This is a genomic window from Trichococcus alkaliphilus, from assembly GCF_003008695.1.
Classification (GTDB): Bacteria; Bacillota; Bacilli; order Lactobacillales; family Aerococcaceae; genus Trichococcus; species Trichococcus alkaliphilus.
In genome coordinates this window covers 39,315-55,805 of sequence record NZ_PXZT01000017.1, presented here as the reverse complement: position 1 = coordinate 55,805, position 16,491 = coordinate 39,315, and the positions used below count along the sequence as shown (strand labels likewise).

Sequence of the window (16,491 nt, the reverse complement as noted above, 5' to 3'; positions counted from 1 at the left end):
GGCCATGACTTCGCCTGTCGCTTTCATCTGTGTTCCGAGGGTCCGGTCGCCCTTTTCGAATTTATCGAACGGGAAACGCGGGATTTTGGAAACGATGTAGTCCAAAGCAGGCTCGAAAGCCGCATAGGAAGTGCCGGTAACCGGGTTCTTCATTTCATCCAAGGTCAGGCCGACAGCGATCTTCGCCGCCATCTTCGCAATCGGGTAACCGGTCGCTTTACTCGCCAAAGCCGAAGAACGGCTGACACGCGGGTTCACTTCGATGATGTAGTAGTCGAACGAGTAAGGATCCAATGCCAACTGGACATTGCAGCCGCCTTCGATTTTCAAGGCGCGGATGATCTGCAGGGAGACATCACGCAACATTTGGTACTCTTTGTCGGACAAGGTTTGGGAAGGCGCCACGACGATGGAATCGCCTGTGTGGACACCGACCGGATCGATGTTTTCCATGTTGCAGACAACGATGGCGTTATCGTTGCTGTCGCGCATTACTTCGTATTCGATTTCCTTGAAGCCGGCGATTGATTTTTCCAACAAACATTGTGTTACTGGTGAGTAGCGCAAGCCGTTCGCCACGATTTCACGCAGGTCAGCTTCATTATGGCAGATTCCGCCGCCGGTGCCGCCCATTGTGAAGGCGGGACGGACGATCAGAGGATAACCGATTTCCGCTGCGAAGCGAAGTGCCTCGTCCACTGTGTGGACGATGTCGCTCTCGGGAACCGGCTGATTCAATTCCGCCATCAATTGACGGAACAGATCACGATCTTCGGCTTGCTGGATGGAACTCAATTTTGTTCCCAACAGCTCGACATTGAATTCTTCCAATACGCCTGCTTTATCCAATTCCACGGCCATGTTCAGACCGGTCTGGCCGCCCAATGTCGGCAATAAGGCATCCGGGCGCTCTTTGCGGATGATGTTCGTGATGAATTCTACAGTGAGTGGCTCCATGTAGACTTTATCAGCGATCTCAACGTCCGTCATGATTGTGGCTGGGTTGGAGTTGACCAAAATGACTTTGTATCCTTCTTCTCTTAAAGCCAAACATGCTTGCGTTCCGGCATAGTCAAATTCAGCGGCTTGGCCGATGATGATGGGGCCTGAGCCGATCACTAAGATGGATTGAATGTCGGTACGTTTAGGCATGTTGTTTTCCTCCTTGGACTGCTTTCATCATATTCACAAAATGATCGAACAAGTAATTGGCATCGTGCGGTCCGGGCGCTGCTTCCGGATGGTATTGAACCGAGAAGACCGGTTTGGTTTTGTGTTTGACGCCTTCGTTCGTGCCGTCGTTCAGGGCGCGGTGAGTTGCGACCAAGTCTGTTTGGCTCAGGCTGTCCTCATCCACGGCATAGCCATGATTTTGGCTCGTCAGGCTGACTTTTCCGGTTGCAAGATCCTTCACCGGATGATTTGCGCCGCGGTGACCGAATTTCATTTTGTAGGTTGTCGCACCGCCGGCTAATGAGATCAGCTGGTGGCCTAAGCAAATACCGAACATCGGCAGATTATCCTGCGCAATCAATTGCTTGATCGTTTCGATGGCTTCCGGAACGGATGTCGGATCTCCAGGTCCATTGCTCAACATGATGCCGGCCGGATTGAAAGCTAAAATTTCGTCTGCACTTGTGTTCCAAGGAGCCAGAATGACTTCGCAGCCTCTTTTCAATAATTCTGCAAGGATATTGTCTTTGAAGCCGAAGTCAAGCAAGACGACGCGTGGGCCTTCACCCGCAAATATTTTGATTTCTTTTGTTGAATTCAATTGGATTTCGTCAACCGGTAATTCGTAGGCTTTCAACGATGCGACAATCTCATCCAAGTTGTCCGCATTGTTTACCATTGTGCCGCGCATAACGCCGGCATTGCGGATTTTTTTGGTGATGCTGCGTGTGTCCACGCCGTAGATTCCTGGTACATCAAAGCCCTTCAAAGCTTCATCCAATGTTTTGGTGGAGCGGAAGTTGCTTGGATGTTCCGCTACTTCATGCACGACCATCCCTTTCAAGCCCGGTTGCACGCCTTCATAGTCATCTATGTTGATGCCATAGTTGCCGATCAACGGATACGTGAAAGTGATGATTTGGCCTGTGTAGGAAGGGTCTGACAAAGTTTCTTGGTAACCTGTCATCCCTGTGTTGAATACGATCTCCCCGATTGCATCCTTTTCTGATCCGAAAGCATATCCTGGATAGCAGCTGCCATCTTCTAAAACTAAAAATCTACGTTGTTTCATGTTGTTCCTCCTGATTTCTGATTGACAAGGTACGTACCTCACTTGCATGAAAAATAGGAAAATGTAAAAAAAACACACCTATTATTGGGCGTGTTTCAACGGTTGTTTACATTAATCGTTTCACATGCCTTGTTAGCCTCTCTGTGCTAATTTAAAGACGTTCTAGCCACGCTGTATCCCGTACAGTATTGTGGATTACGTTAATTTTAGACTATCCGGACGGAATTTTCAATTGATATTTCCAAAAAATGAAAAAAAGATGTGATTTTTAATTGTTCTTGACTCTAAAATACAGAAAAACCCTTGGAATCAAAGGGTTTTGTTCCAAGGGCACTACTTTAATTTATTTGACGTCCTCTTCGACTTTATCGGCAGGCGTCACTTTATGGACTTCCGGTTCCTGCTCATCGCCAGGTGTGAAGTCATCGACAAAATGGTCGGTCCCGTTGTAAAGGTCCAAGTGATAGAAGCCATCCTCATAGCGGACGACCGAAATGCTGGCATTATCCAGATGGCGGTCGATCGAGAAATCAGGAATGACGGCATGGATCATGTTACGGATCGTCATCCCGTGGGAAACGATCAGAATGTTTCTTTCGGAATCACGATGCTCACTGATCAGTTTGATCAAGCCGCGTTCGACGCGTAGCCAGAAAGTCATATAGTCTTCTGCTTCATGGTAAGGATCCATTTCCTTCAATCCGTTCAACTCTTCGATGACGGAACGGTGGGCATCATAATTAGGCTCGCCATCTGCGCTACCCAAAAATTTATTCAGGTTCCCCCAAGTTTCGCTCGCATCCAGCCCTTCAAAAGAGCCAAAGAATATCTCCCTGAATTCAGGCATGGCCACCACTTTCAAATGGTCAGCATGCTGGTTTTCCTTCAAAATGATCTGCGCTGTTTCAAATGTCCGTCTCAAGTCACTGCAATAGACCGCATCGAACTTGACATCGCCCAAGCCTGCTCCGCTTCTCATGACATCGCGTCTGCCTCTGGGCGTCAATGGTGTGTCGGACCAGCCTTGCATCCGATTGTATTTATTAAGATAAGTTTCTCCGTGTCGCATAAAATAAAACGTTACTCCCTTTTTCAAGGTTAACCCGCCTCTCTCAAGCTACTTTCGCATTAGGATACTTGCTTTCCTTCTCTTATCTTAACAATTCCGGCGGCTGATTGCATCTATTTTCATGCAACTATTTGTCGCTGAGCAGATCTTCCACGATTTCGCCGGATTTGTAGGCACGCAGCAGCTGCTGCAAGTCGATGACTTGTTGGGTCAGCCTCTTGCCGACATCCGTTTGCCTTACCGTTTTGCGCTCCAATTCCTTGTCGACGATGCGTCGGGTCGAAACGATATCCTTTTCATTTTCGATGGCATCCTGACGGGAAGTGAACGGCTGATGCGAAACCAACTGCATCCCGAACGAGTTGTACAGCAGCGTATAGCCGGCCAACCCTGTCGTATTTTGGTAGGCTTTCGAAAAGCCGCCGTCGATGACGATCAGTTTGCCGTCCGCCTTTAATGGATTCTCGCCGATCTTTTCTTTGACAGGCGTGTGGCCGTTTATGATATGGCCTTTCTTCGGATCCAGGCCGAATTCCTTCAGTATTTTGTAGGACAGCTCCACATTGTCGCGCTGCTCGTAATACAGGTTCTTCTTCTCGACATGGGTCTCTTTGTCGGCGACATAAAGACGCTCGAAAGTCGTCATCTTATCCTTGCCGAACAAGGACGAAGCTTTGCCTTCCCACAAGTACCAGATCAGATCGAGTGTGCGGGTGTTGTGCCTCGTTGCTTCGCGGTTCAGATAGCCTCGGCGCAGCACTTCTTCGTATTTGTCCAAGAGGGCTTTGCCGCTGTACTTGACGTTGGCGATCGCCATCTCCATGAAGCTGCCATCCGGATTCAGAGGCACGCAACCATGGAACAACAGATTGTCATTGTAGCTCAAATACATGCTGCCTTTGCTGAAAAGGAACTGGACATGCTTTTGCAGCCTTTCCGAATTCAGGAACCCGGTCATGAGCCTTTCGACAACCAGTATCTCCTCTTCAGTCAAGCGGTAAGGATCGGCTGGATCTACCGTCGGAAAATAGTCACACAGCATCGGATATTCCTTCCCGTCCAACTTCACCGTGCCTTTTTCGTAGTCGATAAAGTCCAGCACCATCCGGTCGGCCATGTCGAATTCAGGGTGGCGTTTGATGATTTCCCCTTCGAGCTTGAACTGGATGATCGAAATGGCTTGGTTCATTTTGGCGATCTGACGGATTTCTTCCGGGAAGATTTTGCTTTCGTCCTCGGTGTTGATTTTCGGCATGAACGGATCATAGCGGTCCTCTTTGTAGATCATTTCGGCAAACGTGATCAGCGGACGCAAAGAGATGCCATAAGCATCCTCGATGATTTCCAAGTTGTTGTAGCGGGCAGAGATGCGGATCACATTGGCCATACAGGCTGCTGAGCCGCTCGCAGCGCCCATCCAGAGGACATCATGGTTGCCCCATTGGATATCCAGCTCGTGGCCATCCATGAAGGTATCGATGATTTTGTCGGGGAATGGGCCTCTGTCGTAGATGTCACCGACAACATGCAGGTGATCGACCACCAGCCGTTGGATGACATGCGAGATGGCAGCAATGAGCTCTGTCGCGCGGTCCAAGGAAATGACGGTCTTGATGATCTTTTCGTAATAATCCTCTTTGTTCGTCATGATCGTGTCTTTGAAAAGCAGCTCTTCGATGATGTAGGCATAATCGGCCGGGATTGCCTTTCTGACTTTCGAGCGCGTGTATTTCGAAACGGTGAAGGCGCACAATTCCGTGATGCGCAGCAAGGTCAAGGAGTAAAATTCATTGATTTCCTCTTCGGAGTCCAGACTGTCCACGATCATATCGATTTTGTCTTCCGGATAGTAGACGATCGTCGCAAGCTGGTTCATCTCGCGGGTGCTCAATCTCCCTTGAAAAATCTCCCGGATCTTTTCTTTGACGTTCCCGGATCCATTCCTGAGTACATGCTGCACGGCGTCATATTCCCCGTGCAGATCGCTGATGAAGTGCTCGGTTGCTTTCGGCAAGTTCATGATGGCTTCCAAGTTGATGATTTCGGTTACTGTTTTTGCTGCTGTCGGATATTCCTTTGCCAGCAATCGAAGATACTTGTCTTTCGTTATCATTACAATTACACCCCTACTTTTGTCATTTCACTTAGAACGGAACCCCGCAAGGCAAACGTTGCTCACAGGATTATCTTTATTTTTCCTGACAAGATGATTACTTATATCATAGCTTGAATTAAAAAAAAATGATAGACAAGATGCAAAAGTTACACAATTGGTCACAACTTCGACTGTGTACCTGTCCGGAGTGGTTTCTTTGGATCAAGCCAGCTCCGTTCTGGTTGCCAACTCCGGCGAGGATTGCCTCGTCGGAGTTGAATGTGGATTCCGCCGCTCTCCTCCTGCGAAGACTGCCTCTCCGGAGGTGATTGCGAAATCCTCCGTTCTCCTCCTGTGAAGGGCGGCTTCGCCGGAGCTGAGGTTATCCTACCGCCATACAGACGCCAAAACCGCAAAAAAACGCGCCTGCACTCCATCAGGAATGCAGGCGCGATCGTTATTCACATTTATGCTTATCTTTCCTTCATTGCTCTGTCGATTTCGCGTTTCATATCCTTTTGTTTCAATGCGTCACGCTTGTCGTAGCTCTTCTTCCCTTTTGCGAGTCCGATGAGTACTTTCGCGACACCATTCTTGAGGTAAACCCGCAACGGCACCAATGTAACACCGGTCGTCTTCGTCTCCTCAATCAGGTACTTGATCTGCTTTTTGTGCAGCAATAACTTCTTGGTGCGCAGCGGATCATGGTTGAAGATATTGCCCTGTTCGAATGGGCTAATATGCACATTCTGCAGGAACACTTCCCCGTTCCGGATGCTTGCGTAGCCGTCCTTCAGGTTGATTTTCGCTTTGCGGACGGATTTGATTTCCGTTCCGGTCAGCACCATCCCGGCTTCTATCGTGTCGAGGATGATGTAATCATGGCTGGCTTTTCTGTTCTGCGCTAAAACTTTTCCTTCGCCTTTTGGCATAGTCGGACACCTTCATTTCGTTAGCTTACTTCTTTTTGCCTCTTTCCTTTTTCCCTTTGGCTTTTTTACCTGGACGGGAATAGAACGGCTCTTTTCCTTTTTCGGTCTTTTTGCGAGGTCCGCTGTCGCGATCGGATTGGCCCGGTTTCCGTTTTTTGCCCTTCGGAATCTTCGAGCGGATCTGTTTGACCAGATCCTGGTCGCTCTGGCTCTGGGTCTTTTCCTTGTCGATGACCAGCGAGAAATCGATAGCGCGCGTGACAGGATCCGAATTTTCTACTTTTATTTTGACCTTTTGGCCGATACGATAGATAACGCCGGTGCGTTCACCCATCAGAAGCAGATGGCTTTCGATGTAGTTGAAATAATCTTCCGTCATTTTCGAGATGTGCACGAGACCCTCCACTGTGTTGGGCAACTGTACAAAGATGCCGAATTTCGTGACGGAACTGATGACGCCCTCGAACTCTTGGCCGATTTTGTCCATCATGAACTCTGCCTTCTTGAGCGATTCAGTTTCGCGTTCCGCATCAACCGAGCGGCGTTCCATCTGCGAACTCTGAACGGCGATATCCGGCAATTGCCCTTTCCATTTCTCAACCAACTTCGGATCGACGACGCCTTTTCCATACGTGCGGATCAAGCGGTGGACAATCAAATCGGGATATCTTCTGATCGGTGAAGTGAAATGGGTATAATCTTTCGCAGCCAAACCATAGTGGCCGACCGGTACAGCATCATATTTCGCTTGCTGCATGCTGCGCAACAGTGTGGTCGAAACAACGGCTTCATATGGTTCGTCCTTGACTTTCGCCAAAACTGCCTGCAATTGCTTCGGCTTGACGTTTTCATGCGTTCCGCTCACCAGAATTCCGAACGTCGTCACGAATTCCAGGAAGCGCATCATTTTGGTCGGGTCCGGTTGATCGTGGATCCGGTAGATGAACGGCAAGTTCGCCTTCGTGAAATGATGGGCGATCGTTTCATTCGCGCTCAACATGAAGGACTCGATGAGGCGCTCGCCGACACCGCGATCCGTCACATAGATGTCCAACGGGTGCCCGTTTTCGTCCACGATGATTTTCGCTTCATCGGATTCGAAATCGATGGCGCCGCGTTTTTGGCGTTTCTTCAGGAGGATCTCATGCAGGATGGCCATTTCTTCGAACATCGGCACAAAATCGCTGTATTTTTCGCGCAGTTTCTTGTCGTGGTCCGTCAAAATCGCATTGACATCGGAATAAGTCATCCGTTGTTTTGACTCGATGATGCTCGGGAAAATATCATAGGCGACCACTTCCCCATCCGCATCCAATTCCATTTCACAAGACATCGTCAAACGGTCTTCATGCGGCAACAAGGAACAGATGCCGTTCGATAATTTCTGAGGCAACATCGGCACGACACGGTCCGTCAAATAGACACTGGTGCCGCGCTCATAGGCTTCGCGATCGATCGGGGAATTCTCCGTCACATAGTAGGAAACATCCGCGATGTGAACGCCCAGCAGATAATTGCCATTTTCTAGTTTCTTCAAGGAAATCGCATCATCCAAGTCTTTGGCGTCAGCGCCATCGATCGTGACGATCTGTTCCGAACGCAAATCACGTCTGCCTTCCAACGCCTCGGCTGGAATCTCCAATGGAATACTTTCAGCCTGGGCCAACACATCTTCCGGGAATTCGGAAGGAATGCCGAACTTATAAAGAATGGCAAGAATATCAACGCCTGGTGCATCTTTGTGGCCAATTTCTTTCGTGACCAACCCTTCCATCTTGACCGGATTCTCAGGTGTCGGATAGCTGGTGATTTCCACCAGACAGACACTGCCTTCAACAGGATGGATGCCTTCCGGTTTGATGTAGACAACGATACTGTTGATTTTCGTATCTTGCGGGACAACGAACCCCAAGAAGCCGGTCTCTTCACGGCGATCGGAATCGTAAGGAACAAATTCGCCTACAACCTGATTCGATTTGCGCGTCAGAACAGCTGTTACCTCGGCTTCGACTCCTTTGTCATTCCAAGGCTCCGCCTCACGGGTAATCTTCACCTCGACCGTATCGCCGTCCATCGCGCTGCCGGTTCTGCCGCGCGGGACAAAGAGGTCACTTTCGTTCGGATCGACCGTAACAAAGCCAAAGCCGCGATCATTGCTGCGGAAAGTACCTGTCAAAGTGGCGCTTTGCACTTTCAGACGGAATTGTCCGGTCTTATTCAGCAACAGGATGCCTCTTTCTTCCAACTGTGCAAAGACTTTGACCAATGCTTTGAATTCTTCGGAATCCGTGTAGCCCAACGCTTCACTTACTTCCTTCAACGTCATGCTCTTTGCGGCATGCTCCTGAAAATAGGCAAGAACGTCAATTTGGATCTGATCTATCTTTCTCATACTTATCCCTCATTCCAATTTAGTCGGTTCAAAAATGCCAATACTGTTTCTTCAAATACGTTTCTGTCTTTCCCAACGGTGATGACATGCGTTGCTTCCGGGAAGAAATGATAATCCACTTCAGCATCTTGGATGCGGTCCGCCAACAATTTCCCGCAGTCAGCGCTGATCATTTCATCCTTGCCGGATTGCGCGATGTAATAGGGAACGGTGATGTCGGCAAGATTCGCCTTGATCAGTTCCGTAAACTCATCAATTTGGGCAAGCTGGGCATTCAATTTTGGCTTCATCAACGCCAGTTCGTGCTCGATTTCCAGATTTGCCATGCCAAGTTTCTTTTTCGCCAGCTTGGCGAAATGCATAAAACTGATCGGCACCCGCGATTCCTCAAAACTGATGATCGGTGAATTGAAGGAGCCTCCTCCGATGAATCCGCCGGTTTCGATGGCTCTTGTCGCCATAATGCCGCCCATTGACAACCCGAATACGGCAAGCTGATCGTAGCCCTTTTCCATCAGTTCTTCTTTTGCGCGCATGGCATCAGCGAACCAGACATCCGGCCCTCCCAAATCAAGGATGTCCTCAAAACGGCCGGTCGCATGCCCCGTAAAATTCGGTGCATATACAGTATACCCGTTCCGTTCCAAAAAGCGTCCCAACAAACGCACATCATTTGCGCTGCCGGTATAGGCATGCAGCAAAAGGACGGCGCGCGGACCAGCTTCGAAGAAAAAGGGTTCTGGTAAATTGATTGCTTTCATAAAATTCCTCCCAACTCGTTCATCTTCATTTTACTGTATTTACAGCTTTTTTCCTAATATATCAGATATTTGCGGACGAAATTTTTTAGCAATTCATAAGCTTCGCCGCATAATTTCGACTAGCTCTCTTTTCAGGCGAAAAAAAAGCAGAACCCGGAAATGTGGTTTCTGCCTGCAATAGTTAATTTGAGGATAGATAGGTTAAAGCTAGGGCGATCAGGATGAACAGTGCTCCCAGAACGACTGTGATCTGACGCAATACTGCTTCAAAGCCTCTTGCCTTTTGTTTGCCGAATAATTGCTCCGCTCCACCTGTAAGTGTGCTGGCTGCATTTGTTTTTGATGGCTGCATCAGCACAACAATGATCAACAGCACAGAAACAACCAACAGGGCCGTTAATAGTACATCGTATAATGACAAAGGATGGACCTCCCTATAATAATTTTCTACTACTAACTTTAGCACAAACTATAGGGTTTTGCTAGCAATTTCAGAAAAGAAAAGCGCCCGGACCCGCTCACCTCCACTGGAGGGAACAGTCCGAACGCTTTTACCGTGCTTTTTAGTGGGATGTCACACTTTTAAAATGGGATCCCTCACACTCTTTTTGAAACGTGTTCTGATTCGCAGACACCACTACCGTTTCGAAACCAGCTGTCGTCCACAAAAGAGGTGAACGGCAGCTGGTTTCTCCAACGTACGGGTGTCTAAACGCGAATCATCGCACTCTTATCTTCTGATGACGCGGACGTTTACGATGCCGTCGATTTTTTTGAAATTTTCGACAACTTCAGCCAGTACTGCTTCATCTGTTTCGGCGATATCGATGACAGTGTAGGCATAGTTGCCACGGCTGCGGTTCAGGATATCTTCGATGTTGATAAAGTATTTAGCCAAGCCGGAAGAAATTTGGCCGACCATGTTCGGGATGTTCTTGTTGATGATCGTCAAACGGATCGGTGATTGCATCGCGATATCGACTCCTGGGAAGTTCACGGAATTCACGATGTTCCCTGTTTCCAGGAAGTATTTCAATGTTTGGGCTGCCATGATTGCGCAGTTCACTTCAGCTTCTTCTGTAGAAGCTCCTAAGTGAGGCAATACAATGATAGCATCGTTGTGAAGCAAAGCTTCATCAGCGAAATCCGTTACGTATTTGCGGATGCTCTTTTCTTTCAATGCTGCCAACATATCAGCCGTGTTGACCAATTCGCCGCGGGCAAAGTTCAAAAGAACAGCGTTGTCTTTCATTTGAGCCAGGAAGGCTGCATCAACCATACCTTTTGTTTCGGCGTTGACAGGTACGTGAATCGAAATGTAGTCCGCTTTTGCCAATACTTCAGCGATTGAAGAGGCTTTTTGGACACGACGGTTGATGTTCCATGCTGTTTCCACAGAAACATACGGGTCATAACCGATGACTTCCATGCCTAGACGGAATCCGTCATTGGCCAACATCGCGCCGATAGCACCAAGGCCGATGACACCCAATGTTTTTCCGGAGATTTCTGTCCCCGCAAATTGGCTCTTGCCTTTTTCAACTTGCTTCTCTACATCGTCACCGCTTAATGTTTGGACCCATTCCATTCCTTCTTTGATCGGACGGGCAGCCATGATCATAGCAGCCAAAACAAGTTCTTTAACCGCATTTGCATTCGCACCAGGCGTATTGAAGACAACCACGCCTGCTTCGGAACATTCTTCAACCGGTACATTGTTGACGCCTGCGCCGGCACGAGCGATGCCTTTTAGACTTTCAGGGAATTCCATGCCATGCAGTTTTTCGCTGCGCAGGATGATGCCGTCAGGATTTGCGCCTGAGTTAAGGACGAATTGATCTGCGTTCAGTAAATTTAAGCCTTCTGGAGCAATCGCATTGTAAGTTTTAATCTCGAACATTATTTGAATTTCCCTTCTTTAGCTTCAAAAGCTTTCATAAATTCTGTTAATTCTTTCACGCCTTCATAAGGGAATGCATTGTAGATACTTGCGCGCATACCGCCAACGGAACGGTGGCCTTTCAAGTTCAGGAAGCCTAGTGCTGTTGCTTCTTTGACGAACTTCGCATCCAAGTCTTTGTTTCCGGTAACGAATGGGATATTCGTCAATGAACGGGATTTGACTGCAACAGGGGAAGAGAACAAGTCTGATTCTTCGATTGTGCGGTACAGTAAGCCTGCTTTTTCTTCATTCATTTTCGTCATCGCTTCCACGCCGCCCAGATCCTTCAACCATTCGAAGACCAGTTTTGCTACGTAGATGGAGAAGCTTGGTGGTGTGTTATATAACGAATCATTTTTGATGTGTGTACGGTAATCAAGCATGCTTGGCAATTTATTCTCGGTCTGGATCAGATCTTCTTTCACGATCACGATCGTCAATCCTGCAGGCCCAATATTTTTTTGTGCGCCAGCATAGATCAAACCGAAGTCATTGACATCGTAACGGTTGGACAAAATGTTGGAAGACATATCGGCAACGATCGGTGCATTCACGAAACGAGGGATTGTTTGGAAAGCTGTACCTTCGATTGTGTTGTTTGTTGTGATGTGGATGTAATCGTAGGCTTCGTCTGTTTCCGGAATTTCAGGAATGTAAGTGAAATTATCCTCTTCGGAACTAGCCAATACTTCCATATTCGGTACTTTTAAGATTTTAGCTTCAGAGATGGCTTTCTTAGCCCATGATCCGGAGTTGATGTAACCGACTTTGCCGCCTTTTCCAAGATTCATCGGAATCATGGAGAACTGCAGGCTTGCGCCACCTTGCAAGAACAAGACTTTATAGCCTTCAGGGATATTCATCAATTCCCTTAATAATTGCTCTGCGTCTGAAATGATCTCTTCGAACAAGGAGGAGCGGTGACTCATCTCCATAACTGACATGCCACTATCTCTGTAGGATAGCATTTCACTCTGTACTTTCTCTAAGACTGATTCTGGTAGTATTGCTGGACCAGCGGAAAAATTTCTTGCTCTTTTCATCCTTTTGTCTCCCCCTTATCAATTGTCCTCATTAATTATTAATAATAATTTAATCTTATTATAGCAGATTCCGCGGCGAATGAAAGCGAAAATGCCTATTTCTCAAAAATAATTACATGCGGATGTTAGGAACAAACCTCAAAATTATGATTATATTGGAACTCAATCCAACTTTTTCGCCTTAAATCCGAACATTAAAGGTTTGGAAAACAAAAAAAGTCCGGCGTTCCAAGCGCCGGACTTTCTTTCGCATCTGGTTGTTCCAGACGGTCTTTATGTGAAGACAGTGTTCCAAGCAGCTGTCTTCCTGTTAATCAATTAAAATTATTTGTTTTTTAGGTTGTAGAAAGATTTCAAGCCATCGTATACAGCCAATTCGCCTAATTGATCTTCGATGCGTAACAATTGGTTGTACTTAGCGATACGGTCAGTACGGCTCAATGAACCAGTTTTGATTTGTCCAGCGTTTGTTGCAACAGCGATGTCAGCGATTGTAGCATCTTCTGTTTCGCCTGAACGGTGAGAAACAACTGCAGTGTAACCAGCTTTTTTAGCCATTTCGATAGCTTCAAAAGTTTCAGTCAATGAACCGATTTGGTTAACTTTGATCAGGATTGAGTTAGCAACGCCTAATTCGATAGCTTTAGAAAGTTTTTCAGTGTTTGTAACGAACAAGTCGTCACCTACGATTTGAACTTTGTCGCCTAAAACTTCAGTTAATTTCTTAGTACCTTCCCAGTCATTTTCATCCAAGCCATCTTCGATGGAGATGATTGGGTATTTTTTGCATAGGTCAGCGTAGAATTCGATCATTTCATCGACAGTCTTTTCGCCTTCGCCTGAATCAGCTAAGTCGTAAACACCTTTTTCTTTGTTGTAGAATTCTGAAGAAGCAGCATCCATAGCAAGAACAACGTCTTTACCAGGTACATAGCCAGCTTTTTCGATAGCTTCGATGATTACTTCGAAACCTTCTTCGTTTGAACCCAAGTTAGGAGCGAATCCACCCTCGTCACCTACAGCAGTAGAGTAACCTTTAGATTTCAAGATTGCAGCCAATGCGTGGAATACTTCAGCACCCATACGTAGAGCTTCTTTGAAAGTAGGCGCGCCTACTGGCATGATCATGAATTCTTGGAAGTCGATGCTGTTGTCAGCATGTGATCCGCCGTTGATGATGTTCATCATTGGAGTTGGCAATGTTTTAGCGTTGAATCCGCCTAAGTATTGGTACAATGGGATATCTAAGTAATCTGCTGCAGCGCGAGCTACTGCGATAGATACTGCCAAGATTGCGTTTGCGCCTAATTTTTCTTTGTTAGGAGTGCCATCTAAGTCGATCATTGTTTTGTCGATAGCTAATTGGTCACGTACATCGAAACCTAAGATAGCGTCAGCAATGATGTCGTTTACGTTTTCTACAGCTTTCAAAACACCTTTTCCAAGGTAACGCGCTTTGTCTCCGTCACGTAATTCGATTGCTTCGTGTTCGCCAGTGGAAGCTCCTGAAGGAACCATTCCGCGTCCGAAAGCGCCGCTCTCTGTGTAGACTTCAACTTCAATAGTTGGGTTACCGCGTGAATCTAGTACTTCTCTAGCTAAAATATCTGTAATGTATGGCATGGTTTTCTCTCCTTTTAGTTGGCTGAATTACTTGTGTTACCAAGTATCATTTTAGACAATTTTCTTACTTTATGCAATAGCTGAACCGTTTTGCTTACGCTTTAACGATCAGCGATTCGCCTGTCATTTCTGCTGGTTTTTCTACGTTCAATAAATCAAGCATAGTTGGAGCAACATCGGCCAATTTGCCGTCTGTGCGCAACGTGACGCCTTTTTTCGTTACAATCACTGGAACTGGCACGGTTGTGTGCGCAGTATGCGGTTGTCCGTCTTCGGTAGACATAGTATCCGCGTTACCATGGTCAGCAAAAATGATTGCATAACCATCTTTTGCAAGGATTGCATCCACGACTGCTCCAAGGTTCTCGTCAACTGCTTCGATTGCTTTGATTGTAGGTTCCAACATACCGGAATGGCCTACCATGTCAGGGTTCGCAAAGTTAAGGATGATGGCGTCGTATTTGTCGTCATTGATCTCTTTCACTAATGCTTCGCCCACTTCATAAGCGCTCATTTCAGGTTTCAAATCATAGGTTGCAACTTTCGGTGAAGGGATCAGGATGCGTCCTTCGCCTTCGAAAGGCTCGTGACGTCCGCCGTTCATGAAGAAAGTTACATGCGGATATTTTTCGGTTTCCGCGATACGCAATTGTGAAAGTTTGTGTTGCGCCAGAACTTCACCCAGAACGTTTGTCATCGGGATCGGCTTGAAGGCGATATCCGCGATTACAGTATCTTGGTAAGAAGTCATCGTCACAAATTTCACATTTTTAGCGCGTTCCCCGCGTTCGAAGTTCGTCCACTCTTCGTTAGTGAAGGCATTTGAAAGTTGGATTGCACGGTCCGGGCGGAAGTTGAAGAAGATGATGGAATCATTATCTTTCAAAGTTCCGATCGGTTCGCCATCTTTGACGATGACAGTCGGCAATACAAATTCATCCGTTTTGCCATCTGCATAGCTTGCTTCTACAACAGCTTGCGCAGATTCAAATTTTTCGCCTTCGCCGTGTGCGATTGCGTTGTAAGCCAATTCCACACGTTCCCAACGGTTGTCACGGTCCATAGCATAGTAACGACCTGAAACAGTCGCAATTTCGCCAAGTCCGATTTCTTCCATCGCTTTTTCCACTGTTTCGATGTAGCCTGGTGCAGCGTGAGGATCCACGTCGCGGCCGTCAAGGAAAGCATGCAGATAAAGTTTTTTGACGCCTTTTTCTTTTGCGCTCTTGATCAAAGCAATGATATGGTTGATATGACTGTGCACACCACCGTCAGAAAGCAGACCGAAAAGGTGCAAAGCAGAATCGTTATTGTTGGCGTGATCGTAAGCACCAACCAGCGCTTCGTTCGTCAAGAATTCGCCATCGATGATGGCTTTGTCGATTCTGGTCAAACTTTGGTAGACAACTCGTCCGGCACCAATGTTTGTATGCCCTACTTCGGAATTACCCATTTGACCTTCAGGCAGTCCAACAGCAAATCCGGAAGCTAGCATCGTTGCATGCGGAAAATTGTTCCAATAACGGTCAAAGTTCGGTTTCTTTGCTAGCTTAACCGCATTGCCCATCATTTCGTTTCTCCAGCCGAAACCGTCTAAAATAATTATTGCTACCGGTGTTTTACTCATTATTTAATAGCCTCCAATAATGCTAAGAATGACTCAGGAACTAAACTAGCACCACCGACCAACGCGCCATCAATATGTTCTTCAGCCATGTATTCTGCAATGTTTTCAGGTTTAACGCTGCCGCCGTATTGAACGCGGACTTTGTCAGCCACTTCTTGTCCGAAGATAGTAGCAACAGTTGCGCGCACTACGCCGCAAGTGTCGTTCGCATCTTTTGCAGTAGAAGATTTGCCAGTACCGATTGCCCAGATTGGCTCATAAGCGATAACCAGGTTAGCAACTTGGTCTGCAGTTAAATCTTTCAAAGCAGCCGTAATTTGTCCTGATACCCACTCGTTTGTTACGCCTGATTCACGTTGTTCCAACGTTTCGCCACAGCAAACGATAGGAGTCATACCATTACGCAAAATAGCATGTGCTTTTTTATTGATATCTTCATCTGTTTCGTGGAAGTACTCACGTCTTTCAGAGTGTCCGATAATGACGTAGTCGACGCCTAAGTCCCCTAAAGCTTTCGGGCTGATTTCACCAGTGAAGGCACCCTCTTCTTCAAAGTAACAGTTTTGCGCGGCAACTTTCAAATCAGTTCCCTCTGTAGCTTCTACCATTTTTTCTAAAAATAAAGCCGGTGATCCAATAACAGCTTCTACTTTATCAAAAGCAGGAACCTTAGTTTTTACAGCCTCGATGAATGCTTGTGCTTCCTTAGCTGTTTTGTTCATTTTCCAGTTACCGGCAATAATCGGTTTACGCAATATAATC

13 protein-coding genes are annotated in these 16,491 nt (G+C 47.0%); all 13 read right to left on the bottom strand.

Annotation, left to right across the window (positions count from 1 at the left end; all coding sequences use genetic code 11):
* On the bottom strand, window positions 1–1,152 hold a 1,152-nt coding region (gene carB, locus C7R73_RS12160), incomplete at its 3' end, for a carbamoyl-phosphate synthase large subunit (protein ID WP_106450759.1).
* Window positions 1,145–2,245 carry a glutamine-hydrolyzing carbamoyl-phosphate synthase small subunit gene (carA, locus tag C7R73_RS12155; RefSeq protein ID WP_106450758.1) on the bottom strand — a complete coding sequence of 367 codons (1,101 nt, stop codon included), beginning with the start codon at window positions 2,243–2,245 and terminating at the stop codon, window positions 1,145–1,147. The genes carA and carB, both read right to left, overlap by 8 nt.
* Before the next feature lie 343 nt (window positions 2,246–2,588).
* Window positions 2,589–3,314 (bottom strand): histidine phosphatase family protein, encoded by a 726-nt coding sequence (locus tag C7R73_RS12150; protein ID WP_319995894.1) that lies wholly within the window; start codon window positions 3,312–3,314, stop codon window positions 2,589–2,591.
* 127 nt (window positions 3,315–3,441) lie between these two features.
* Window positions 3,442–5,427 carry a fructose-1,6-bisphosphatase gene (locus C7R73_RS12145; protein WP_106450756.1) on the bottom strand — a complete coding sequence of 662 codons (1,986 nt, stop codon included), beginning with the start codon at window positions 5,425–5,427 and terminating at the stop codon, window positions 3,442–3,444.
* Between the two features lie 455 nt (window positions 5,428–5,882).
* Entirely contained in the window at window positions 5,883–6,341 is a 459-nt protein-coding gene (smpB, locus tag C7R73_RS12140; protein WP_106450755.1) for an SsrA-binding protein SmpB, read from the bottom strand.
* A 25-nt stretch (window positions 6,342–6,366) separates the two neighbouring features.
* Window positions 6,367–8,733 carry a ribonuclease R gene (gene rnr / locus C7R73_RS12135; RefSeq protein WP_106450754.1) on the bottom strand — a complete coding sequence of 789 codons (2,367 nt, stop codon included), beginning with the start codon at window positions 8,731–8,733 and terminating at the stop codon, window positions 6,367–6,369.
* Window positions 8,734–8,735: 2 nt separating this feature from the next.
* Complete coding sequence (locus C7R73_RS12130; protein ID WP_106450753.1) at window positions 8,736–9,494, bottom strand: alpha/beta hydrolase; 759 nt, start codon at window positions 9,492–9,494, stop codon at window positions 8,736–8,738.
* A 181-nt stretch (window positions 9,495–9,675) separates the two neighbouring features.
* Window positions 9,676–9,915 (bottom strand): preprotein translocase subunit SecG, encoded by a 240-nt coding sequence (secG, locus tag C7R73_RS12125; RefSeq protein WP_068561081.1) that lies wholly within the window; start codon window positions 9,913–9,915, stop codon window positions 9,676–9,678.
* Window positions 9,916–10,224: 309 nt separating this feature from the next.
* Window positions 10,225–11,394 (bottom strand): phosphoglycerate dehydrogenase, encoded by a 1,170-nt coding sequence (locus C7R73_RS12120; protein WP_106450752.1) that lies wholly within the window; start codon window positions 11,392–11,394, stop codon window positions 10,225–10,227.
* Complete coding sequence (gene serC, locus C7R73_RS12115; RefSeq protein ID WP_106450751.1) at window positions 11,394–12,479, bottom strand: 3-phosphoserine/phosphohydroxythreonine transaminase; 1,086 nt, start codon at window positions 12,477–12,479, stop codon at window positions 11,394–11,396. The genes C7R73_RS12120 and serC overlap by 1 nt, the downstream gene beginning before the upstream one ends.
* A 324-nt stretch (window positions 12,480–12,803) precedes the next feature.
* Window positions 12,804–14,102 (bottom strand): phosphopyruvate hydratase, encoded by a 1,299-nt coding sequence (gene eno / locus C7R73_RS12110; RefSeq protein ID WP_106450750.1) that lies wholly within the window; start codon window positions 14,100–14,102, stop codon window positions 12,804–12,806.
* 94 nt (window positions 14,103–14,196) lie between these two features.
* A complete protein-coding gene (gene gpmI, locus C7R73_RS12105) occupies window positions 14,197–15,729 on the bottom strand; it encodes a 2,3-bisphosphoglycerate-independent phosphoglycerate mutase (protein ID WP_106450749.1) in 1,533 nt (510 codons plus the stop codon).
* Window positions 15,729–16,484, bottom strand: coding sequence for a triose-phosphate isomerase (gene tpiA, locus C7R73_RS12100; protein WP_106450748.1), 756 nt, complete (start codon window positions 16,482–16,484; stop codon window positions 15,729–15,731). Before tpiA ends, gpmI begins: the two co-directional genes overlap by 1 nt.
* Window positions 16,485–16,491: the final 7 nt, after the last annotated feature.